This is a genomic window from Paenibacillus sp. FSL L8-0340, from assembly GCF_038593145.1.
Taxonomy (GTDB): Bacteria; Bacillota; Bacilli; order Paenibacillales; family Paenibacillaceae; genus Paenibacillus_AQ.
Genome location: NZ_CP151967.1, coordinates 7,304,085 through 7,326,664, shown reverse-complemented (window position 1 = coordinate 7,326,664; position 22,580 = coordinate 7,304,085). Strand labels below are relative to the sequence as shown.

Genomic DNA, 22,580 nt, shown 5'->3' with positions numbered 1-22,580 from the left:
ATCATCCTTTCCACTTCCACAGTGTAAGGGGAGATTCTAAGGATTCTGTAAGGATAATGGGGGATACACCCGAAGAATTAAGAGGTAATCTATAAATAGTGCAGGATTGACATGGAGAGGTGAATACCGTAATGGATAAGGAAATCTTAAAGCTCGTTGGAACCCGTATTCGTGCTCTTCGGAAAGAGCTGGGCTTGTCTCAGGAAGCTCTTGGTGAGAAAGGCGGATTTCATTTTTCATACATAGGGCAGATTGAACGTGGGGAGAAAAACGTATCTTTACTGAATTTAAATAAGATTGCGGAATCCCTTGAAGTGAATTTAATACAGTTGTTTGCATATCTGGATGAAGATTTCATCGTTACATCAGCAGAGAGCGATATTCAAGACATTGTGGCTTTACTTCGTGATGCCAATGATGAGAAGATACGGCTGGCTAAAAATGTACTAAAAGAATTATTATGAAACAAAAGTATGGCCGCGGCCTAACCAGCTGTTAAATTACGAATAAGGAAAGGGTGACGATATGGTTTTGTCAAAAAGAGCTTGTGATTATCTTGCACACTCCGAATGGAAAGACTCTGTTAAGGATGAGAAGGAGATAATCAATGCCTTTCAAGCGGCAAGAATCATGCCTACAGATCCGTTAATAGATTTCCAAACAAGATTCGGCGGATTAATCGTAATGGAACCGGAGGATGATATCGTCATACGCCACTTTAATTGTGCAGATACGTTGTATCAAGAGATATTTTCAATTGATGAGCAAGGCAGATATTATGAGGGATACGACTTGAAATGCAACAATTTTGAGACCCATATAGAGAGTTCAGCCATGCTGAATCAGGTCAACAAAGGGAAATGGCAGACCGTTTATAAATATGAGTTAGACGCATATAGAGACTACTATGAGATTGCGGATGAGAACAAGTATGGTGAATTAGTCAAACTGCTGGGGCTAAAAAAGGTGGAAGATTTCCCTGAGGATATTATTAGTTGGGATACGAACGGAGAAATTCTTGTCTGGAAAAGGGCCGATTCCGTGGTTGTACTTAGTGAGAACGGAATTAAGCCCCGGGAATTAGAGGGAATTAAGGAGATTTTCCAAGAAGAGTAGGGTAACTAGGGGGGATATTCTATGGATTATACGAAGTGTTTTAAGGAAGTCTTACTGAAGTATTCTTTTATTGACCCTTTCGTGGAATTGATCCGTCATAACGAGAACATCACATACAAGGTCACAGAAAAGTATTCTGGAGACACTTACTTGTTGCGGATGCATAAACCCATTACAAAAAACATGCAGGGTGTACATAATACGCGTGAGGCTGTTCAATCGGAGTTGGAATATCTGTTAGCTTGGTCTTCTCATTCCGAATTACCTGTTCAAATCCCTGTTCCGAATTTAAACGGTGAACTGGTAACAACTGTTGTTATTGAACACGAAGAAGTGCACTGTTCCGTCTTAAAATGGATTTTTGGGGAAATCATGTCCAAGCAAGATTTGAACAGTGAGGGAACAGTTCGTACCTTTGGGACGCGTATTGCCCATTTGCATCAGTTTTCAATGCGCTATCAACAGGGTTCAAGTTTTATTAGGCCCGAATATGAAATAGAGTGGACAAATACCATGCTGGCCAAATTGCGATCCGGTGAAGAAATGGGGATTATCACTACCAAGGATTTTTATATTCTTGAAAATACATTTTCGTTGATCAATGATCGTGTTAAAGTATTGAGCAAAACGATGGAGACATGGGGATTCATCCATGCAGACATTAACTATAGTAACCTAATCCGCACACCAAAGGGGATTTCATTCATTGACTTTGGCTTGTCGGGTTTTGGATATTACGCGATGGATATCGCTATGGGCGCCCTTTTGACTGAAGGAGAATTGCGAGACGCTCTACTATCCGGCTACACAACTGTCATTTCCAGAAAAATAGACACTGAACAATTAGAGGGTTTCATATTTTTGGTGATATTTTCCTACTACTCTTTTCTGATAAGTAACCAAGATAAGCATATGTGGATACGTAAACAAATGCCGGATTTGATTGAGAATTACTGCAAACCCTTCCTAAACGGTGAAACTGTTTTCTACAGTTTTTGATTCCTTCGAAGCAATCCAATCTTAATTAAAGTGGTGATCTTAATGCAGAACGTTTATCAAGGAATAGACAACGTTTTGGAGAAAATGCAATCAGCTTTAGAGAAGACAAGGCAGCAAAACCCTGATTTTTACGCGAAGTATCCAATGCAGCTGCTAACCGAGGCGGAAGAGCAGGCAATACGCACCGTCTCCGGTGAATGGAATCTGCCCGATGAGTACATTTACTTTCTGAAGCACTATGTTCCCGAATCAGTCTCCTGGAGCACGGATGAATATATCAATCTATTTATTTACGGCGCCAAGGACTTGGTTGAAGGCCAATCGGGTTACAATTATAATCCCGTTACGGAAGAGGTCATTACCGATTGGCCGCGCGATTATCTCGTTATTGCGTCGGATGAAGGTGACCCGTATTGCCTGGATCTCTCCAGAGGAGATACCGTGATTTATACTGCAAGGCATGGAGAGGGTTCTTGGGATTTCTCTGTTGCTTATGATAATCTTATCGAATTTCTTCACAGCGTCTTACTTCCTAGGGGGATTGAGGAGGAATGGGAGATGGGCGAAGACGGGCAGTTGGATTACTACAAAGTATTCATTACAGGCCCGGGCACCGACAAAATAAAAACATTGGTGTTCATCAAAAAGATACTCTCCTGCGATTATGCGCTGGCCAAAACTTATCTGGAGGCGGCACCTCTACTGGTGTATAAGGGCATTGATCGGGTTGCGGCTAACATAGAGGACCAATTAAAAGCCATCGGTGCGGATTATGAATTACAGCAAATCAGTGTGGATGAATTTTTGAAGCAATAGATTGATGAGACGGGGAGATAGTATTGTGGTCGAAAAAACCGGGCTCGGTTGATCTTTTTCATGTTCATCACAGCGGATTCGAATTTCCACGTGGAACATTTGAATAGCATAAAAAACCACCGGATTCCAGCGAACACCGAAAGGGCCGCATCAGGAAGGCTATTCTGGAAATAGAGGTAAAAATCGTCTATCATATAGGCTATAGAACATCTAAATGACAGCTGATTAAGGATAATACAAGGAGAAAAGATGGATAATTCAATAAATATTCTCGTGGCCGAGGACGACAATGACATCAGCCGGCTGCTGTGCAGCATTATTCGAAAGAGCGGTTATGTGCCACAGCCTGCCTTTTCCGGAACAGAGGCGCTACTCTATCTGGAGCAGCGGGAATGGAGCATGGTACTGCTAGATTTGATGCTGCCGGGAATGACGGGCGAGGAGTTGCTTAAATGGATCCGCTTGCGGGGAGGCGTGCCAGTCATTATCATTTCGGCCAAGGGTGAGCAGCAGACCAAGGTGTCAGCGCTGCGCGGGGGTGCGGATGACTTCATTACGAAACCTTTCGATATCGAGGAAGTCTCGGCGCGAATCGATTCCCATCTGCGCCGGTTTGCGCAGATTGCTCCGCCGGCTGTGAAGAGCGTGCTGCAGCATAAGGGACTTGTGCTCGATCATGATTCCAAAACGGTGACGGCAGAGGGAGCGGAGGTTGCGCTGACCGCCCGGGAGTATGAGATTCTCACATTGCTTCTATCAGCACCGAAAAAGGTATTCACGAAAGCAAATTTATACGAAAGCGTATGGGATGAGCCATACTACGGAGACGACAATACGGTCAACGTCCATATGAGCAATTTGCGGAGCAAGCTTGCGAAGGCTGCGCCCGGCAGCGAATTTATTGAGACGGTATGGGGCATGGGCTATCGGCTAAAGCCTTAAGACATTCTTAAGGATTGGCTTTAGCTCCTCTTAAGTTTTCGTTTCTATACTTGGTCTATCACATAAGGGAGGCCAAGACTACAATGAGCGAATATGTATTGCAGACGAATCAATTGTCTAAGAAGTTCAAAGGCAGCGTAGCGCTGGATAAAGTGAATTTATCTATCCGTAAAGGCTCCATATATGGCTTTATTGGGCAGAATGGAGCCGGAAAATCGACGCTGATGCGCATCGTTACCGGACTTGCTTTTCCGTCCGAAGGAAATATCGCGCTGTTCGGCGCGAGCGACGAGCGGGCGTTGACCCAGGCCCGTAAGCGGATGGGTCTGATTATCGAGAGCCCCTCGCTCTTCCCCCACATGACCGCCGCCGAGAATCTGGAGGTGAACCGGCTCCTCCGGGGCATCCCCGGCAAAGACTGCGTCCCAAGGATGCTGGAATTGGTCAGACTGCAGGAAACAGGCAGGAAAAAAGTGAAGAATTTCTCGCTTGGAATGAAGCAGCGGCTGGGTCTGGCAATCGCCATGCTAAGCGATCCGGAATTTCTAATTCTGGACGAGCCGACCAATGGGCTCGATCCGATGAGCGTCATCGAAATGCGCGAGCTGCTCAAGCAGCTCAACCACGAACGAGGGATAACGATTCTGATCTCCAGCCACATTCTGAGCGAACTGCATTTGCTGGCAAGCCATTACGGCATTATTCATAACGGCAAGCTGCTGGAGCAGCTCACTGCTCAGGAATTGAATGATAAATGTCAGCAATATGTGTTTATTAAAGCGGATGATCCGGACAAAGCGGCAACGGTTATTCAGAACGAACTCCACACCAACGATTTCGAAGTGATGCCCGACGGCGCGATTAAGCTGTTTGGCCGCATCGAACAGCCAGGTAAAGTATCTTCGACGCTATTCTCCGCAGGTCTGGAAATTGAGCAGTTTATGCCGATGGGCGAAGACCTGGAGAGCTATTTCATGAAGCGGATCGGGGGTGCCCGGCATGTATAATCTGATTAGATCCGAGCTGTTCAAGCTGCGTAAGGACAGGTCATTCCGCGTGCTGCTGCTAATATCCGCCATTCTTTCACTGGTCTATCCACTGCTCTACTACTTTGACCATAAGTCGAATGGAGAGCCGCAGTTCACGGGAGCCGAATTTCTGATTCAATTTATTGCAAGCAATGCCTATCTGATCAAATTCGGCGTTGCAGCGCTGGCCGGATTCTTCATCGCCAATGAATATGCGACGGGTGTCATGAAGACGATCGCATCGTCGGGCAACGATAGAGGGCGGCTGTTCACCGCCAAACTGATCGGCTTCTCGGTCGGAGCCATGGCTATCTCTCTGGTATTCCCGATCGTAAGCACGACCGAGGTTTCCCTGCTTTCAGGTTTCGGCCATTTGCCGGAGGGGTTTGACGCGTCCTTCATACCGCGGGTCCTAGGACTGACACTGCTGTACACTGCAGGCTATGCGGCGATCGGGGCGCTGTTCACTGCCGTGTTCACCGAAAGCGGTAAAACGATCGGCTTCTCGATGATTTTCTTCCTAATGATTGATACGATTTTGGGGGGCTTAGGTGAGTACATCCCTTTCTTTACTACAGTGTATGATTATTCTATCTTCAAGCTGATGAACGATATCGGCAAGCCCAGTATTGCCAGCGGCGATCTGCCAGCGCTCCTGCTCGTGCCAGTGCTGACGATTGTCGTATCCGCGCTACTCGGTATTCTCGTGTTCCGCAGAAAAGAAATTAAATAATAATGAGAGGGGCGGGAGAGTCTTGCTTATCATAACGCTCATATCGGTTACGGTGGCGGCTCTCCTGCTTACCCATCTGCTGCTGATGAGGCGGGAGCTGGGGCGGATGACAGAGCAACTGCGTCACTATAATGAACGGACAACCGGTAAAAAAATAGACGTGACTCTATTCGACCATAGGCTCGAAACGCTTGCAGGTCAAATTAACCGCCAGTCCGATCTCGTAGTCGACGCGGAGGCCCGCAGAAGACGAACCGAGAATGAGCTGCGGCAGGCGATTGCGAACATTTCCCATGATATCCGTACTCCGCTCACCTCCATATTTGGCTATATTCAACTGCTGGAAGCGGAGCCTATTACGCCTGAGGAGAAGCACGAATACCTCACCATCGTTAAGAATCGTACAAAACGGCTGCAAGCTCTATTGAACGATTTCTTCGAGTTATCCCTAATCGAATCTTCCGATTATCAGCTTAAGACCGAGCGGATCGGAATGACTGTCCTCTTGTCAGACATTCTGGTCGGTTTCTACGACCGGTTTAACGAACGGGATATTACGCCGGATATCCGGATGCCGGAGGGAGAGGTAGCCGTATATGCCGACGAATCAGCCGTGCGGAGGGTTATTGAGAATTTGCTTACCAATACTATCAAGCATGCGACCGGTCATGTAAAAATTTGCTTCCAGCAACAGCCTGAGATTGCCGAGTTCACGATCATTAACGAAGCGAAGGAATTATCCGATATTGATGTGAGGCTGCTATTTGACCGCTTCTACACGGTCGACCGCACCCGATCCGGCCAAGGATCGGGACTTGGTCTTTCTATCGCCAAAAGTCTAATGGACAAGATGAACGGTACGCTGACCGCGGAGCTGCGCGGGGGCAACTTAAAGATGACCTGCCATTGGAAGCTGTGATCACGGGACACCGAATTAGCCAATCAATGGAGCGTGCTCCATTGATTGGCTTTTCGTGAACAGAACTGAAATCCACCCCATAATATAGCAGGGGAAGCGGTGTAATTGATGGGCTAGTCGTTTATGCCACTTTACTTACAGCTTCTTGAAATATTCTATTTCTCTTGCATAAAAATCAACTGCCTTACCCTCTGTGATTTCCCAATTACTTTCCAATTGTTCGATGATTTCTTGAAGCTTCTCAATAGCTTTATCATATTCTCCTTGAATCTCATATATATGTGAAATTGCTATCAATGCATCTATATATTTGGGATTGGGTTGTAGTTCGTATCCTTTGGTGTAATATTCGATGGCTTCGTCGTATTTGCACAATTTCGCCATGCAGTCTCCCCTAAAGGACCACGTTCGCCATTCATCAGGATACAGATCCGTCATCTGCTCCCAAAGAACTAATGCCTGAGAAAGGTTGCCTTCTTCCTTGCAGATCAGTCCTCCATATAATTGATATAAATAACCTGGATGGATTTTGTTCAATCCTTCTAGAGTTTCTTTAGCTTCAGCGCATCTGCCATCTGCAAGTAAGTGGTTCATAAGCCATACATAACCCTGCCAGTAATCTGGATATTTTGGCACGAAATTTTTATAATACTCTATAAGTTTATGGTGATTTGAATAGTTCCAGTCAAAAATGACTCCATTCTCCGCATCCCGTAAAGCATTATGATTACTTTTTTTATGTGGATCTAATAACAGGGCCTCCTTGGCATAATGGGAAGCTAATTCACGGTGCTCCTCTGAACGATGAATGTGTAACTGAGCCAGCAATGTGAGACATGGGGCCTTATTTTCGTCATTAGTTAGCCTTTCTTTGAGAAATTGTTCAGCATAATTAAAATCATCTTTGGAAATAAAATGTTCGGTACTAATCATATTTTCAATACGCTCTAGATGTGTGTCATCAGATAATGCAAATAGCTCATCAATTGTAACCCCTAAAATCACAGATAACTCAGGGAGAATTTGAATATCTGGCATGGTTACGTTGTTTTCCCACTTGGATATGGCTTGGGATGACATATTCAATTTTGTTGCAAGCTCTTCCTGAGTCATTCCTTTTTGTAAACGTAGGGTTTTGATTTTTTTTCCGATCTCAATATTCATTTGAATACCCTCCAATTTTTATCAGTTCGACTAGTCCCTTGAATTATAACTTGTGGTTTAAAATCTCCTCAATGACCGCGTGGTTAAACGAATTAACTTATCAGTTACATTAGCGGCCACAAGGCACGAAGCCTCTCTTTGGATCATTCGATTCATCAAGTGTACATTTTTTGCTTTCAATGATATTAACAATATGTTATTATCAAATTGAAAGTAAGAACGAACTAACCTTATGGTGCACAAATCGGATGAAAGCAGAGGGGATGCAAGTGAATAAATCATGGGGCGGCTGGAACCTGTTTGAATTGACCTGGCTGGTTTTGTTTACCTCAATTGCTGTTGGATTTACGGTGATTTCTAAGGATTCTTTATTCGGATTTACGGTCTTTATCACCGGGGTGCTGTGCGTGGTGCTCGCGGCGAAGGGAAATCTGATGAGTTATGTGTTTGGGATGTACAATACCGTTGGTTATGCATACTTGGCTTACGTCAACGGTTTGTTTGGAGAGGTTATGCTAAATCTGCTTTTCTTTGTTCCTATGAATGTGGTTGGCTTCTACATGTGGAAAAATAACCAGACTAACGGCAAGCTGTCCATGCGTCAGCTGGAGCTCAAGCGTCTGCTCCTTGTGGGGGCGTTCTGCGTATTAGGCAGCCTGTTGCTGGGCCTGGGTCTATCGTTCATACCGGGGCAGAATTCGCCTTATATTGATGCGATTACGACGGTGTTATCCGTTGTCGCCACGCTTTTAATGGTTCGAAGATTCAAGGAACAATGGCTGGTCTATATGGTCCTCAATATGTTCACGGTGCTGCTGTGGGTGATTCGAATGCTGGAGGGGAGCGGTGAAGGCCTGCTGATGATCGTCATGTGGAGTGCGTATCTGGTTAACGCTGTATACGGCTACTACAATTGGAACAAGGGAGCTAGGGAGGTATCAGCATGAAGAGACTTGGCTTGACGCTCGGGAAGTTTGCCCCGCTGCATAAAGGGCATCAGTTTATGTTCGAGACGGCGCTGCAAGAGGTCGATGAACTGATTGTAGTGATCTATGAGACGACGGTGACCCCGATCCCGCTGCATATCCGGGCCAACTGGATTCGCAAGCTCTACCCGGCGGTACGGGTGATTGAAGCCTGGGACGGTCCCGATGGGTATTCTAACAACCGGGAGCATGAGATAAGGGAAGAGCAATATATTCTGGGGTTACTGAAAGGCGAGCAAGTGACACATTTCTACTCCAGCGAGTTTTACGGAGAGCATATGAGCATCGCTTTGGGCGCAGTAGACCGGAGGGTGGATCAAGCCCGCGGGCAGGTACCGATTTCAGCTACTATGGTCCGTTCGGATCCTTACAAGTACCGGGAATATGTGAGCGATAGCGTATATCGGGATTTAATAACAAAAGTGGTTTTTGTGGGAGCGATGTCTACCGGCAAATCCACGATCACCGAAGCGTTGGCCCGGCGGTATCGTACAACCTATGCGAGCGAATACGGGCGCGATTATTGGACGGAGCATCAGGTGGACCGCCGAATTGGCTTGGAGGCGTTCGATGAAATTGCTGTCGGCCATATGGAGCGGGAAGAGCGGGCTTTACTGCAAGCGGATAAATATCTTTTTGTCGATACCAATGCGATCACCACTTATATGTTTGCCCTGGATTACCACGGCCGGGCCCCTGAACGCTTAACCCGGATCGCCCTGGAAAATGCACAGCGGTATGACCTTTTTTTCCTGTGTGACGACGATATTCCTTACGAGGATACATGGGATCGCAGCGGGAATCAGAAGCGGCATATTTTCCATAAGCAAATTATTGCGGATTTGAAGGCGCGGCGGATTCCGTACATCACGCTTCGGGGAAGCCTGGAGGAACGAATGGGCAAGGTAGACGAAGTACTGGCAACGTTCAAGCCCTATCATAATTATTTTGGCGAAGCACGGTGGTAATTAATGTTATTGACAAAACTTTTGACTATGATTAGTATTGAAAAATATTTAAAAGAAGTTATGATCCTATAATCAAATAATTTCTAAGCTATGAATGCTATGGATCACACTATAGCAGGAGCAGCTTCTGGAGAGACCGTGGGGATTCCCCGGCGCCGAAGGGTTCACAATCTCAGGCAAAAGGACAGAAGAGTACTGGATATTTCATTTGTTATTCTGATAATCGTCAGAATAATGAGTGTATTTTATTTAATATTCTTATGACCGTGAGATTGGAGCGCATCCAGTCTCTTTTTTATTGTCATTTTTACTTGTTCATTATTTCACAAAGAATTATTAAATTTAGAGGGGGGAGTTTCACATGGCACCACAAGAACTAAAGAGAGATTTAGAGAATCGGCATGTTCAGCTCATTGCAATTGGGGGGACCATCGGGACCGGATTGTTTTTAGGATCAGGTAAAGCTATACAACTCGCAGGACCATCCATCATCTTTGCTTATTTAATCGTCGGTATTGCCGTGTTTTTTGTTATGAGGGCGTTGGGAGAACTTCTGTTGTCAAAAGCGGGTTATCAATCTTTTACAGACATCGCCGAAGATTATCTTGGACCGCGCGCAGCATTTGTAACCGGATGGACCTATTGGTTTTGTTGGATCATGACGGCTATGGCGGATATTATAGCTGTTGGCGTATATGTACAATATTGGTTTGATATCCCGCAATGGATTCCTGCCGTCATTTGTTTGATCATTTTATTAGGGCTCAATTTATTAACTGTAAAAAGTTTTGGCGAATTAGAGTTTTGGTTTGCATTAATCAAGGTAGTGACTATTCTCGCGTTGATTGTTATCGGGGCAATCCTGCTCGTGATTGGATTCAAAACAGCTAACGGAACGGTTACTGTCAGTAATATTTGGGCGCATGGGGGAGTATTCCCGAACGGGATTTCAGGGTTCTTACTTTCCTTTCAAATGGTTGTGTTTGCCTTTGTAGGTGTGGAATTGGTGGGGGTATCGGCAGCAGAAACATCTAATCCAGAAAAAACCATCCCATCAGCGATTAATAAAATCCCTTTGAGAATTCTATTTTTCTACGTGGGTGCCATTATTGCCTTATTATCCATCAACGCATGGACAGAACTAAATCCGGCAGAAAGTCCTTTTGTTAAAACGTTTAGTTTAGTCGGGATACCGATTGCTGCTGGAATTATTAACTTTGTCGTATTAACTTCAGCCGCGTCTGCCTGTAACAGCGGAATGTTCTCAACAAGCCGGATTCTATATAATTTGAGCAGGAATGACCAGGCTCCAGCCAATTTTGCAAAGCTGAATAAAAATCATGTCCCAAGCAATGCGCTCTTCATCTCCACGCTTGTGTTATCCATGGGAGCTCTTTTGAGTAAGCTGATTCCGGAGACTGCTTTTGGAATCGTGACAACCATCAGTGCCATTTGTTTCATTTGGGTTTGGGGTATCGTCCTGATCTGCCATGTGCGGTATAAGAAAACAAAGCCCGAATTGCAGGCGAAGTCAAAATTCAAAGCCCCGTTCACCCCATTTATTAATTATGTAGTCTTAGCGTTGTTTGCAATCATACTCATTATTATGCTGTTTGCTGAAGAAACACGTCCGGCCTTATTATTGACGCCGTTATGGTTTATTTTATTATTTGTTTTGTATTCGGCGAATCGGAGAAAGCGGGAAAGAAGCAGCAAAATAATCAGTACAGAATCACATCCCATGGATGCCTGACCGAGGTCGCTCTTTTATATAGATCCAATTTATATGCTCCGGCCGGGTGAGTCGTCCCGAACAATAAATCTTCAGAAGTAGTATCCTGGGTAATTGCAACAGTGTCCCTCGCAATCGAGTTTAACTCATTTCCCAGATTATCATAAATGTCGTATCCTATATCATATGAGCAAATTCCCTGCTGAGAAATAATCAAATACTATCTTGAATTTACATTGTAAATTTTACAAAGGCCTAGTTGTCCGTTAATACGTCTTTTACACTCATCTTCTATAGTTAAGCAATTACTAACAATAGAGGGGAACATTGAACATCAATGAAAACATGGGAAACTGTACTATCTACGCTACTCCTTGCAGGCGCTCTACTTCCTGCCGCAACAACTAATGCAGCATCCGCCTCAGACCTAAAAGGATATGAACCTCTGCGCAAGCATATGGATGGGATCGGAGCAACTATCACTTGGGATAGCGACGATAAGTCGGCACTGGTCAAGCTGAAGAACGGATTCGCAGGCACGTTCACGGCAGGCGATAAGGAATATCGTCTAGCGGGTAAAGCAGGCGAGCTTCCAGCGGAGGTCAAATTAGTCGATGGCACGATGTACATTCCTTCCAAGCTGCTTCAAGCAATTCTGGCGGAAAATGCAAAGTTCATCAATTCCGCGGATATCATCACCCCGTATCCGGTAACCGCCCAGGTGGAGACGGCAGCCGTTGAAGATGGCGAGGATGCAGCCGATGACCCGGCCATTTGGCTCGATTCTGCGAACCCGGCGAATTCCAAAATCATTGCAACGAACAAAGGCGGAGGCATTCTCGTCTATGATTTGAACGGCAAAGAGCTTCAGAATTATAAAGTAGGAAAAATGAATAATATTGATATACGTTATAATTTTCTGCTTGGCGATAAAAAAGTAGATATTGTTGGCGCGACGAACCGTTCTACGAACACGATCGATATTTTTGCCATGGATGGGGCAACCGGGAAGTTGACTGACATCGCAGCAGAGCCCATTAAAGCGAAGATGGAAGAGGTATACGGCTTCAGCCTTTACCATAGCCTGAAATCGGATAAGTATTACGCTCTGGTTCTGGGTAAAGCAGGCGAATTTGAGCAATATGAGCTGACTGAGAACGGGAAGGGCAAAGTTTCAGGTAAGCTCGTTCGCGAGTTTAAGCTGGCTACGCAATCAGAAGGAATGGTAGCCGATGATGAGTATGGCATGATGTATATAGCGGAAGAGGATTACGCGATATACAAATATAATGCAGAGCCTGACAGCGGCACAAAACCTCTATCCACTGTCGATATTGCGGACGGACGCCGATTGCAGGATGATATTGAAGGGTTGACTCTCTATTACGGTGCCGACGGCAACGGTTATTTAATCGCCTCCAGCCAAGGCAGTGACAGCTACGCGATATATGACCGTGAAGGCAATAACGCTTACCTCACTAGCTTTAATATCGCCGATGGCGCATTGACCGATGGCACCTCAGTGACTGATGGTATTGATGTACTCGGGTTCGGACTGGGCGAACAGTTCCCTTATGGCATTTTCATCGCACAGGATGATTCCAACATTAACAATGGCAAAGAGCTTAACCAAAACTTTAAAGTGGTAGCCTGGGATCAAATTGCTAAAGGTGCAAAGACCCCGCTATTAATGGACAATAAAGTTGATCCTCATAAACTCGTGGACCGCAGCGCGAAGTGATAGTTGTTAACAGCTAACGTTCAAGTTTTAAAGCAAAGAACATTTTCTCACAAGTAGCCTCCAATCCCACGTTTTAGGGATATTGGGGGCTGTTTTATGATAAAGACAACATTTAACGGGGGTCCGTACATGGCTAAAACAATTGTAGAAAAGCTAAATATGCACAAATTCAAAAAGATTGCTGTATTGTACAGACCAGAGAATGACGACGACAGTTTAGCGGGATTAGCAGAGCATGACACTGAATTAACAGCCAGCAGTTATGATCTGATTTTTGCTTATGTGCTCAATATGGAGTCGCTACAGAATCTCGTCCAGAAAGTGATTGATCACAACTATTTAAATACAGGCGGCTATTTGTTCGCCGCTTATCCCAAAAAGGGGAATAAGGTTTATCCGACCTATATTCACAGAGACAGTCTTTTTGAAGGGGTAGGAGCCGATGAGGACGGCTATATTGGCACGAGCAACCTGAAGTTTGCACGTATGGTGGGCTTAAATGATGTGTTTACCGTAGTTGGATTCAAAGAGGAGGCGCGGAAGAACAAGGAAGCATCCTCAAAGCCAAGTCAACGTGTGGACGATTACACCTCTATGATCCCCGCTGTGGAGCAAGATCTGACGGATAGTGCGGAGACACTGGCTTTTTACCAGTCCCTTACGCCCGGCTACCGAAAGGATTGGGCCCGTTATGTATACAGCGCCGCACAAGAGGAGACTAGAGAAAAACGGCGGGCGGAAATGAAGAGGATTCTGAGTGAAGGGTATAAAAGCATTGATATTTACCGGAGAGACAAGCCGTAATTAGAACTGCAAGAGAGAACTAGAGGTACAAATAATGGGTGATAAAGGGCCATCCTGCAATAGATGGCCTTGAAACGAAACTGCCCTCATTTCAACTGAAAATGAAAATAATCCGTGCGTAAGGGTTTACTTTCCGCTACACCTTCGCCAGCGTAGAAACTGATGTCCATACTGCAGTCTTTCGTGTTGTATAAATTATGCCATAAAGTCCGGTGGGGATAAGCTTCTGGAAGACAAACATGAGCGCAGGAAAGAATTTGCTTCATATCTTTCTCTGTATAATGAGATTTCTCACTTAACTCCTTCTGCAAGGTAACAAACCGTTGGTACATTCCCTGTGGCTTGGGATCGTCCGGGAGGCTGTCTTCGGAAGAATAGCGGTGCAACAAGAAGTTCGTGACCACCTGTGGTTTATTATCTCCGTTTAGGATGTAATAGCGGTTTGCTGTATAGGAACTCTCCCAAACGAAAGATTGCCCATAACGATCCCCGATAATATAATGCAGCGGCAATTGCGCGTAGCTGTGTTTTAGAGACAGCAGCGCTTCTTTGGCTTCGTCAACATTACGGCACCGGTCTAACAAATAACGCATAATTTGCAATTCATGAAGTGCCACATGCAACCCGCCGTTTGGTTCTGCAGGGTGGGTTATAAAGCTCTCGTCATCTGCCAAGACGGCGACGGTCAATCCCTCGGAATTAATTCCATCCAGCACTCCACTGACCAGTTCGAAGCTGCACATGTATAGTGAGGGGTATCCCTTATCCGGGTAGATTTCAAAAATATAAGGTTCATTTACAGCCACCACCGGAAAATCGAAATTTCGGCTGAGTATTGCCGCACCAGTAGCGGTTGTATGGTTGGGAAAGTAAATAGAAGAACATCCGATTGATTGTTTCTGATACATAATACCGCTGCAATCAAACAAGCCTTCGTCTAACTGGACGTCAAAAGCCTTAGCAATCCCCTTCATTCGTTCGTAGTGCTCGGGATAGTTCGTTTTCAAGTACTTATGCTGGTTTCGAATTCTTACCGGGTCATCACCGGGGATCTGACGATGCAAGGTGTATCGGTCCAATGCCATTTCTCCAATATAGTTTCCAATATCACTGTTGGTGCCTTCAAGTACGATATGTCTGACTGTAAGGCCGTTATCCGAAGCGTGGACGGTGGTTTCGTTATGAAATAAGCTCACTGCGCGTTCCCTCCTTAAGGGTGTTTCTGTAAATTATTATATAACTGACCAGTCAATTAATCAATTGTATTTAATAAATATGGTAAGATAAACCCGAGGTGAGTAATGCTTATGGCTCGTAAAATTAATGAAGAACTCCGGCAGGAGAAAAGAGCTGCAATTTGTGATGCTGCGAAAAGGCTATTTGCCGCGAATGGCTTCAACTTAACTACCATTTCAAACATTGCAAAGGAAGCGGGAGTTAGTCACGCTTCTGTATTTACATACTTTTCGAGTAAAGAAGAGCTAATCCATTCGCTGGTACTGGAACCGTTAGAGGAAAGTCTTTTGTTCTACGAGTCCATCATTCGTGAAGACAATCAACCCACCCAGACGTTAAGAAGGCTGATCGAGGTTCAAATGCGAATGGTTGTGGAGCAAGGCACATATCTGCGTTTGCTCCAGCAGGTGTTAGGGCAGCCGAACCAATTCCCTGAATTGACCAAAGCTTTGACGGAGTTTGGCGAGAAGTTTGTAAATTTACTTGAGCCACTCATTCGTAAAGGACAAGAATTGGGAGAGTTAAGTGAAGGGGATGCGAAAGTCATTGGCTGGACCTATTTTGCTTATTTTAATGGGGCAGGATTAATTTATCTTGATTTGCATGACGGATTAACTCAATTTACAGTCGAATGCGCTATGCGTATTTTTGGTTTGCGAACATAATAAAAGAAAAGCCACTCCGCATAAAGAGTGGCTTCTCTTCTTCATATACTGATATTGCTAGCTCATGCGTGTTACAACAGAGGTTCTTCCTTGCTGGCTGCGTTTGCTTTTTTTTCAATCATGATCTTCTTTTTCGTGGGCATAAATAATGTGATAACAAACGCGGCAATGGATAAAATCATCATGAAGTAATAGGCGTCACTTGCCCCTAAAATTGATGTAAGAGATTTAAGGAGCTCAGCAGGTGTAGAAGGATTCTGCTGGAGCACTGTAGCTGCATGGCTTGTTGCCTGCACTGTATAAATTGTAATCACGACAGCCGTACCAATCGCCCCGGCAATTTGGCGGACGGTATTATTCACTGCTGTACCATGTGTACCGAGTTGCTTGGGCAGCGCATTTAGTCCCGCCGTATTAAGTGGCATGGTAATGAAGCTTAATCCAATTCGCAGGCAGATCGTACGAATCATTAAATACATATACGTTGTCGATTCAGATAAATCTGTTACCGCCCACATGGATGGAATAATAAACAGTAAACCGATGATGAACAATGGCTTCGCACCGAAACGGTCGTATAATTTACCGGTGACGGGTGACATCAAAGCATTTACAAGCGCACCCGGCAATAATAGAAGCCCTGCATCAAATGCTGTGAATCCACGGCCATTCTGCAGATAAATAGGCAATAGAATCATATCTGCGTACATCATCATCGTGACTAGCACGTTAATTAGAGACGTTAAGGTAAAGATTTTATTTTTGAAGACAGACAGGTTTAACAGCGGGTCATCGGACTTGATCTGCCGAATACAGAATAGGGCCGTTACAACGATCCCAATCCCTATGGAGAGGATCACTAGTACATCGTCCCAGCCTTTACTGCCTGCACTGCTGAAGCCGTATAAGATTAAGCCAAATCCGATGGTTGATAAAAGGACACTTACTACATCGAGCTTCGACTTAGACGTTTCGGATACATTCACTAAATATTTGAAGGCCAGCACTATGACAATGACGACAAGGGGGATGAGGCCAATAAATAACCAGCGCCAAGAATGATATTCGACGATAAATCCCGAGAGCGTCGGTCCAATGGCAGGAGCGAAAATCATCGCCAGTCCAAGCAACCCCATAGCGCTGCCGCGTTTCTCAATAGGGAAGATAGCGAGCACAACACTCATCATGAGCGGCATAATAATGCCTGCGCCGGCCGCTTGGATCATACGTCCTATTAAGAGCACTATAAAGCTTGGCGCCGCTGCACAAATGATTGAGCCCATTAATAAAAATAACATGGCACTTAGAAATAATTGCCGCGTTGTATAGCGTTTCATTAAATAGGCTGTAATCGGAATTAATATCCCGTTGACCAGCATAAAGCCTGTTGAAATCCATTGTACGGTCGTTGCCGTGACATGAAATACATCCATTAAATTGCTTAAGGCGACATTTAATAACGTCTGATTGAGTGTGGATAAGAAACAACCCAAAATTAAGATGGTTAGTAAGATTCCTTTATTTATTTTCTTAACGTCTTCTTGCACAGTGTAATCCCCTCTTCATTGCTTTTTCGACACAGTGTCAATAAAATGAATCATATCAGTAATTAAGAATTATTCCTATTTACAATTTTATTGAAAATGTTGACTAATCGACAGAACGGGCGGATTAGTAGATGAAGTGACAAATAAACGATAATCGAGGGATGAAATGTCTGCACAAAAGAGAGTAGATCCACGAGCCATTCGCTCGAAAAAGATGCTGAAGACGGCCGTTTTTTCATTATTGGAAGAAAATTCGGATATTTCGCAGCTGACCGTCCAAAAAATTGCCAGCCGGGCAGAACTAAATCGTGCAACGTTTTATTTGCATTACGAGGATATTAACGATTTGTTGCGCCAGATCGTACATGAAATCTTTGATGACCTGTCCATGAAAGTTGAACCGTTACTACAAGTGAAGAGCAGCAACGAACAGGAGCAGTTGGTTACATTCTTAAATTATTTTTATGAATACCGGAAGATCTTTGCTGTATTCGTTGAGCATAAAGGCTTCAAAAATCACTTGTCCAACCTGTTGAAAAATACGATAGAAACACGAAGAAACGCGAGAAGAATAGAACCCACAAAGGAGGTTGTTTCAGTCGATATTGTGGTATCATCACTGCTGGGGATTATTATGTGGTGGATTAAGGATGGCATCCAATATAATTCTGAATACATAGCAGCGCAAATTACCTTGATGCATAGAAGAAGGTTTTTGTAAAAAAAACCACTCACATGGGCAGGAGTGGCTTTGTCTTGCTACAAGGTCTCTTTCACTTTGATTAATAACTTCAAGAAGGCCGCGCTTTCTTCTTCGGTAAGGCCCTGGGTAACACATCGTTCTACTTCCATGAATATATCGCGGAATTCTTCGACGAGGTCGGCCCCTTTTTGCAATAAATATATTTTTTTCTGCCGTTCATTATCTTCCGGAATCACCCGCTTGATATACCCTTTTTTCTCCAACCCCTGAAGCATGCTGGTGATGGTGGCTCCCTTACGGTTGAAACGCTCGGCCAAATCCTTCTGGATCACACCTTTGTCCTGATGTTCAAAAATATAGCCCATCATCTGCCCTTGCTGCGCATTCAGTCCCAGTTCCGATAATCTGACATTGGCCATACCTCTGATTTTCAATCCAATCTCCCGGATTAAATCGGAGTAGGGGGTAAGCAAAGCTTGCTTCGTCATCCTGTGCCGGACTCCCTTGCTATAGTTTGAATTCTAATTATAAGAACATCTTAATTTTCGGTCCCTAAATTGTCAAATTCAAAATGGTTAGACTTCATTTAATTTTACGATTGACAGTTAGAAGTCTAACTGTTATATTTCAATCAATAACAAACACTATCCCATTATAGGAGGTATCACAATGATTACAGCAATCACCAATGCGCGCATATTTGACGGCGAGAACGTGATCAGAGCCACGACGGTCCTGATTGAAGGCGAACAGATCCTATCGGTAGGCGGTGAAGTACCGGCACATGCGGTCACCATTGATGCGAAAGGAGGGACTTTATTGCCGGGTCTGATCGATGCCCACGTTCACACTTCCGTAGAGGGCCTGCGTGACGCACTGAAATTCGGTGTGACGACTGAACTGGAAATGATGGGCGGGTTTACGAAAAACGGCCGCGAGGCACAGCTCCAGGGGATTGAGGATATTGCCGATGTACGGTCTGCCGGAATGGGGGTCACACCTCCTGGAGGGCATCCCGATGAACTTATGCCTGGGGATGGGGAAATCCCGGATTTTGTACTGAAGGAATTGGAGAAAATGAGCGAGGAAGACCGCAATGCTATGCTGGCTGCTCATGCCCATGATCACGATCACGGAGAAGCGGCTGCTGCGGTATCGAACAGGGATGAGGCGCTGGTATTTGTGGCCGAACAAGTCAGGGAGGGAGCCGACTATATTAAGATTATGATTGAGGAAGGGACGGTGCTGGCCGCCCCCGGATTGCCAGTCTTAAGCCAAGATATTCTAAGTGCAGCCGTAGGGGAAGCGCACCGGTACGGCAAGATTGCGATTGCCCATGTGTTGACTGCGGACTCCTCCCGGCAAGCCATCGAAGTCGGGGTCGATGGTCTGGCCCATTTATTCATCGACCGCCCGGACAATACTTCGGATCTGGTGAGAATGATCGCTGAGGCCGGTGCTTTCGTTACACCGTGTCTGGTCTTGAACTCCTCCATTATCGGTAACTCCGCAGCGGAATTGGCCAAGGATCACCGTGTGAGTTCCAGGCTCAGTCCGGAATGGGTGGATACGCTGAATGCCAGCTTCCATACCTACCCGCAAGGCAGCATGGAAGACAACTACCGGAATGTGATGGACCTTCATCATGCAGGTGTAGATATCCTTGTGGGTACGGATGTCTCCGTGCCGGTTCCTTCGCTTGGCGGGCTTGCCCATGGGGCCAGTGTACACCATGAAATGCAGCTATTGGTGGAAGCGGGATTCACGCCCGTAGAAGCTCTTCAGTCCGCTACTTCAAAAACAGCACGCCGGTTCGGCCTGAATGACCGCGGGCGTATCATTCAGGGGGCAAGGGCAGACTTAGTTTTGGTCGACGGCGACCCGACCACGACTATTTCCGATACGTTATCCATCCGTGGAATATGGCTGCGCGGCATTCAGAAAGTAGAAGAAGTGTGAAGCCACGCTGGCGCTTGATTTTTTAATAATGAGAAAGTCCATCCTAAGGGGGTGGGCTTTTTTTAATATCTATACAGGCAAATGAACGTTCGGGCGGTGCTATTCGTACTATAGTTATTCTACGGGAAGAGCGTATGGGAAGAAACGGATTGAAAGGGTGAAGGGGAATGCTTACAATCAAACATTTTACCAAAAGCTATAAGGGTGGAAAAAAGGCAGTAAATGACTTGAATTTGGTGGTGGAGCAAGGCGATATCTATGGCTTTATCGGACATAACGGAGCAGGTAAAACAACAACCATTCGGGCGGTAGTGGGCGTGCTTGATTTTGAAGAAGGGGATATTGAAATAGACGGTATCTCCATTAAAAAAGATCCGGTAGCTTGCAAGGCGAGGATTGCGTATATTCCGGATAACCCGGATCTGTATGATCATCTTACCGGCATCCAGTACTTGAATTTTATCGGTGATCTCTTTAGTGTATCCAAAGCGGATCGTGAGCAGCTTATTAAAAAATACAGCGATGCTTTTCAAATTACGGCCCATTTGGGTGATATGATCTCATCGTATTCCCATGGAATGAAGCAGAAGCTTGCGATTATCTCTGCACTTATTCATAAACCAAAGTTGTTGGTGTTAGACGAACCCTTTGTTGGCCTTGATCCAAAAGCGGCTCACATGCTAAAGACAATTATGGTAGAGCTGTGCAGCAACGGCAGTGCCATCTTTTTCTCCACGCATGTGCTGGATGTGGCAGAGAAGCTCTGCAATAAGATAGCGATCATAAAAGGGGGCCAATTGATAGCCCATGGCAAGACAGAAGAAGTAAAGGGCGAAAATAGCCTGGAGGAATTATTCATGGAGCTGATCGACAATGATTAATATCTGGAGATTAACGAAGCTGCAGTTGTTTTCTTCATTTGGGTTGAATAAAGCTTTGCATACAAAAGATGTTAAAGAAAGACGCAAATCGCTTTTACTCGCCTTTGGTATTCTTGTGGGAGTGCTTATGGTAGCAGTAGTTTCATTTGGATACAGCTTCATGTTGGCAGTGACGTTTGAACAAATGGGGCGAATGGATCTATTGCTGGCCATTATGATGGCTGTTACTTCTATTGTAGGGTTCTTCACCACGGTCTATAAGGCAAGCGGTGTATTATTCAGCTATAAGGACTACGATTTGGTGATGTCACTGCCGGTCAAGACGAGTCATGTTGTGGCAAGCCGTGTTCTTCAGCTCTATGTGCTGAATTTGTTCTTTTCTTTGATGGTCATGCTACCAGCAGGTGTGGTATATGCTATAAAAGTGAATCCGGGGACGTTATTTTATCTGTTTTTTCTAATGACCCTTTTATTTATCCCATTACTGCCGATTATTGCGGCAACGATTATTGGTTCATGCATTAGCTGGATCTCTTCCCGGTTTAAAGCGAGCAGGCTGATCAGTCTTGTATTAACTTTTGCCATTGTGATTGTACTTATGGTCGGTTCATTTACACTCAATGGAAACGAGCAGGCACTTGCTGATATGGGGACTGAGCTGGCCGATATGATATTTAAGCTGTATCCTCTTGCAGCGATGTATGTCGATGCGGTCTGCTCGTATCAGGTAGGATCATTGTTATTATTTATTGCGTTATCCGTACTTTCCTTTATTATATTTGCCACTGTGTTAAGTACAAGATATAAAGCGATTCATACCGGTCTAATGACCAGCCATGCAGGCAGCAAATATACCATGAAGCCGTTAGAATCCTCCTCTCCATTTCGTGCACTGTATAAGAAGGAGTTGCGCCGATATTTTGGATCTTCTGTTTATGTGCTGAATACAAGTATAGGCATGATTCTATTACTGGTGATGTCGGTTGCCTTATTGTTTGTCAGTTCGGAGAAGCTGGGGGAAATGATTGAAATTCCGCAATTATCCCATTACCTGAGTACGCTGGCTCCCATCCTACTATCCTTATTTGTAGTGTTAAGCTGCACAACATCAAGTTCCATTTCGCTTGAAGGCAATAATTTATGGATACTAAAAAGCTCACCCGTATCGAAACAAGCGATATGGCTTAGCAAAGTTGCCGTGAATCTCACCATCACATTACCGGTCCTGAGTATAAGTAGTGTAATGCTTATGATATCGTTGCGCACGGGATGGATAGAAAGCTTATTATTGCTTGTTATCCCTTTGATCTACGCTTGTTATTCCGCGCTGATGGGCATTATTGTTAACCTGAAATTACCTAACCTGGAGTGGAAAAGTGAAGTTACGGCAATCAAACAAAGTGCAGCAGTTCTTGTATCTATGCTCATAGGGTTCATCAGTTTATTAGTTCCCGTGGGACTATCCCTTCTTCTGACGCAGGTAAATGCAAATCTCCTCTTGTTAGGGGTTGGCATGATTATGATAGCGGCATGCCTGGCAATGTATAGATATATGCAGACAAAAGGGGAGCAGTTGTTTCAGCGGCTTTAACCCAGCGTTGCTTAGAAAAAGAGCGGCGGAAGGAGATACGATTTCAGGAA

At 44.9% G+C, this 22,580-nt stretch carries 22 protein-coding genes and 1 riboswitch; of the genes, 18 read left to right on the top strand and 4 right to left on the bottom strand.

Annotated elements, in window-relative coordinates; genetic code table 11:
* Positions 1-131 precede the first annotated feature (131 nt).
* From NST07_RS33580 to NST07_RS33545, 8 genes are all read left to right on the top strand, one after another.
* Positions 132-464: a helix-turn-helix transcriptional regulator gene (locus NST07_RS33580; protein ID WP_341380242.1), complete on the top strand. Its 333-nt coding sequence runs from the start codon at positions 132-134 to the stop codon at positions 462-464.
* A 61-nt stretch (positions 465-525) separates the two neighbouring features.
* Positions 526-1,116, top strand: coding sequence for a hypothetical protein (locus tag NST07_RS33575; protein WP_342480861.1), 591 nt, complete (start codon positions 526-528; stop codon positions 1,114-1,116).
* A 21-nt stretch (positions 1,117-1,137) separates the two neighbouring features.
* Positions 1,138-2,115: a phosphotransferase gene (locus tag NST07_RS33570; RefSeq protein WP_341097342.1), complete on the top strand. Its 978-nt coding sequence runs from the start codon at positions 1,138-1,140 to the stop codon at positions 2,113-2,115.
* 144 nt (positions 2,116-2,259) lie between these two features.
* Positions 2,260-2,931: an SMI1/KNR4 family protein gene (locus NST07_RS33565; protein ID WP_342480860.1), complete on the top strand. Its 672-nt coding sequence runs from the start codon at positions 2,260-2,262 to the stop codon at positions 2,929-2,931.
* Between the two features lie 249 nt (positions 2,932-3,180).
* Complete coding sequence (locus NST07_RS33560; protein WP_341097340.1) at positions 3,181-3,873, top strand: response regulator transcription factor; 693 nt, start codon at positions 3,181-3,183, stop codon at positions 3,871-3,873.
* Between the two features lie 83 nt (positions 3,874-3,956).
* On the top strand, positions 3,957-4,880 hold the full coding sequence (locus NST07_RS33555; RefSeq protein WP_341380236.1) for an ATP-binding cassette domain-containing protein: 924 nt from the start codon (positions 3,957-3,959) through the stop codon (positions 4,878-4,880).
* Positions 4,873-5,634, top strand: coding sequence for an ABC transporter permease (locus tag NST07_RS33550; RefSeq protein WP_341380234.1), 762 nt, complete (start codon positions 4,873-4,875; stop codon positions 5,632-5,634). The genes NST07_RS33555 and NST07_RS33550 overlap by 8 nt, the downstream gene beginning before the upstream one ends.
* Before the next feature lie 22 nt (positions 5,635-5,656).
* On the top strand, positions 5,657-6,553 hold the full coding sequence (locus NST07_RS33545) for a HAMP domain-containing sensor histidine kinase (protein ID WP_341380232.1): 897 nt from the start codon (positions 5,657-5,659) through the stop codon (positions 6,551-6,553).
* 135 nt (positions 6,554-6,688) lie between these two features.
* Here the strand turns inward: NST07_RS33545 and NST07_RS33540 are convergent, their stop codons facing one another.
* Positions 6,689-7,717, bottom strand: a complete 1,029-nt coding sequence (locus tag NST07_RS33540; protein ID WP_342480859.1) for a helix-turn-helix domain-containing protein — start codon at positions 7,715-7,717, stop codon at positions 6,689-6,691.
* A 269-nt stretch (positions 7,718-7,986) separates the two neighbouring features.
* Between NST07_RS33540 and pnuC the strand changes: the two genes are divergently transcribed.
* The 5 genes from pnuC (at position 7,987) to NST07_RS33515 (ending at position 13,948) form a co-directional block, all read left to right on the top strand.
* Positions 7,987-8,664, top strand: coding sequence for a nicotinamide riboside transporter PnuC (pnuC, locus tag NST07_RS33535; RefSeq protein WP_341097331.1), 678 nt, complete (start codon positions 7,987-7,989; stop codon positions 8,662-8,664).
* Positions 8,661-9,671 carry an AAA family ATPase gene (locus NST07_RS33530; RefSeq protein WP_341097330.1) on the top strand — a complete coding sequence of 337 codons (1,011 nt, stop codon included), beginning with the start codon at positions 8,661-8,663 and terminating at the stop codon, positions 9,669-9,671. The genes pnuC and NST07_RS33530 overlap by 4 nt, the downstream gene beginning before the upstream one ends.
* Before the next feature lie 117 nt (positions 9,672-9,788).
* Positions 9,789-9,869: riboswitch (glycine riboswitch) on the top strand.
* Positions 9,870-10,032: 163 nt separating this feature from the next.
* Positions 10,033-11,424 carry an amino acid permease gene (locus NST07_RS33525; protein WP_341097329.1) on the top strand — a complete coding sequence of 464 codons (1,392 nt, stop codon included), beginning with the start codon at positions 10,033-10,035 and terminating at the stop codon, positions 11,422-11,424.
* Between the two features lie 316 nt (positions 11,425-11,740).
* Positions 11,741-13,144, top strand: coding sequence for a phytase (locus tag NST07_RS33520; protein ID WP_341097327.1), 1,404 nt, complete (start codon positions 11,741-11,743; stop codon positions 13,142-13,144).
* Positions 13,145-13,273: 129 nt separating this feature from the next.
* A complete protein-coding gene (locus tag NST07_RS33515; RefSeq protein ID WP_342480858.1) occupies positions 13,274-13,948 on the top strand; it encodes a YdeI/OmpD-associated family protein in 675 nt (224 codons plus the stop codon).
* Between the two features lie 86 nt (positions 13,949-14,034).
* On the opposite strand, the gene NST07_RS33510 is transcribed toward NST07_RS33515, so the two are convergent.
* Positions 14,035-15,144, bottom strand: a complete 1,110-nt coding sequence (locus NST07_RS33510) for a C45 family peptidase (protein ID WP_342480857.1) — start codon at positions 15,142-15,144, stop codon at positions 14,035-14,037.
* A gap of 111 nt (positions 15,145-15,255) precedes the next feature.
* On the opposite strand from NST07_RS33510, the gene NST07_RS33505 reads away from it, so the two are divergent.
* Positions 15,256-15,849 (top strand): TetR/AcrR family transcriptional regulator, encoded by a 594-nt coding sequence (locus tag NST07_RS33505; protein WP_342480856.1) that lies wholly within the window; start codon positions 15,256-15,258, stop codon positions 15,847-15,849.
* Positions 15,850-15,920: 71 nt separating this feature from the next.
* Here NST07_RS33505 and NST07_RS33500 read toward each other — a convergent pair whose 3' ends face one another.
* Positions 15,921-17,396 (bottom strand): DHA2 family efflux MFS transporter permease subunit, encoded by a 1,476-nt coding sequence (locus NST07_RS33500; protein WP_342480855.1) that lies wholly within the window; start codon positions 17,394-17,396, stop codon positions 15,921-15,923.
* Positions 17,397-17,562: 166 nt separating this feature from the next.
* Between NST07_RS33500 and NST07_RS33495 the strand changes: the two genes are divergently transcribed.
* Positions 17,563-18,117, top strand: coding sequence for a TetR-like C-terminal domain-containing protein (locus NST07_RS33495; protein WP_342480854.1), 555 nt, complete (start codon positions 17,563-17,565; stop codon positions 18,115-18,117).
* A 38-nt stretch (positions 18,118-18,155) separates the two neighbouring features.
* Here the strand turns inward: NST07_RS33495 and NST07_RS33490 are convergent, their stop codons facing one another.
* Positions 18,156-18,587, bottom strand: coding sequence for a MarR family transcriptional regulator (locus NST07_RS33490; RefSeq protein ID WP_342480853.1), 432 nt, complete (start codon positions 18,585-18,587; stop codon positions 18,156-18,158).
* Between the two features lie 181 nt (positions 18,588-18,768).
* On the opposite strand from NST07_RS33490, the gene NST07_RS33485 reads away from it, so the two are divergent.
* From NST07_RS33485 to NST07_RS33475, 3 genes are all read left to right on the top strand, one after another.
* The gene (locus NST07_RS33485; RefSeq protein ID WP_342480852.1) at positions 18,769-20,058 is read left to right on the top strand and encodes an amidohydrolase family protein; all 1,290 of its coding nucleotides are present in this window, start codon (positions 18,769-18,771) and stop codon (positions 20,056-20,058) included.
* 167 nt (positions 20,059-20,225) lie between these two features.
* Positions 20,226-20,939: an ABC transporter ATP-binding protein gene (locus NST07_RS33480; protein WP_342480851.1), complete on the top strand. Its 714-nt coding sequence runs from the start codon at positions 20,226-20,228 to the stop codon at positions 20,937-20,939.
* Positions 20,932-22,530, top strand: a complete 1,599-nt coding sequence (locus tag NST07_RS33475; protein WP_342480850.1) for a hypothetical protein — start codon at positions 20,932-20,934, stop codon at positions 22,528-22,530. Before NST07_RS33480 ends, NST07_RS33475 begins: the two co-directional genes overlap by 8 nt.
* The last annotated feature ends 50 nt before the right edge of the window (positions 22,531-22,580 follow it).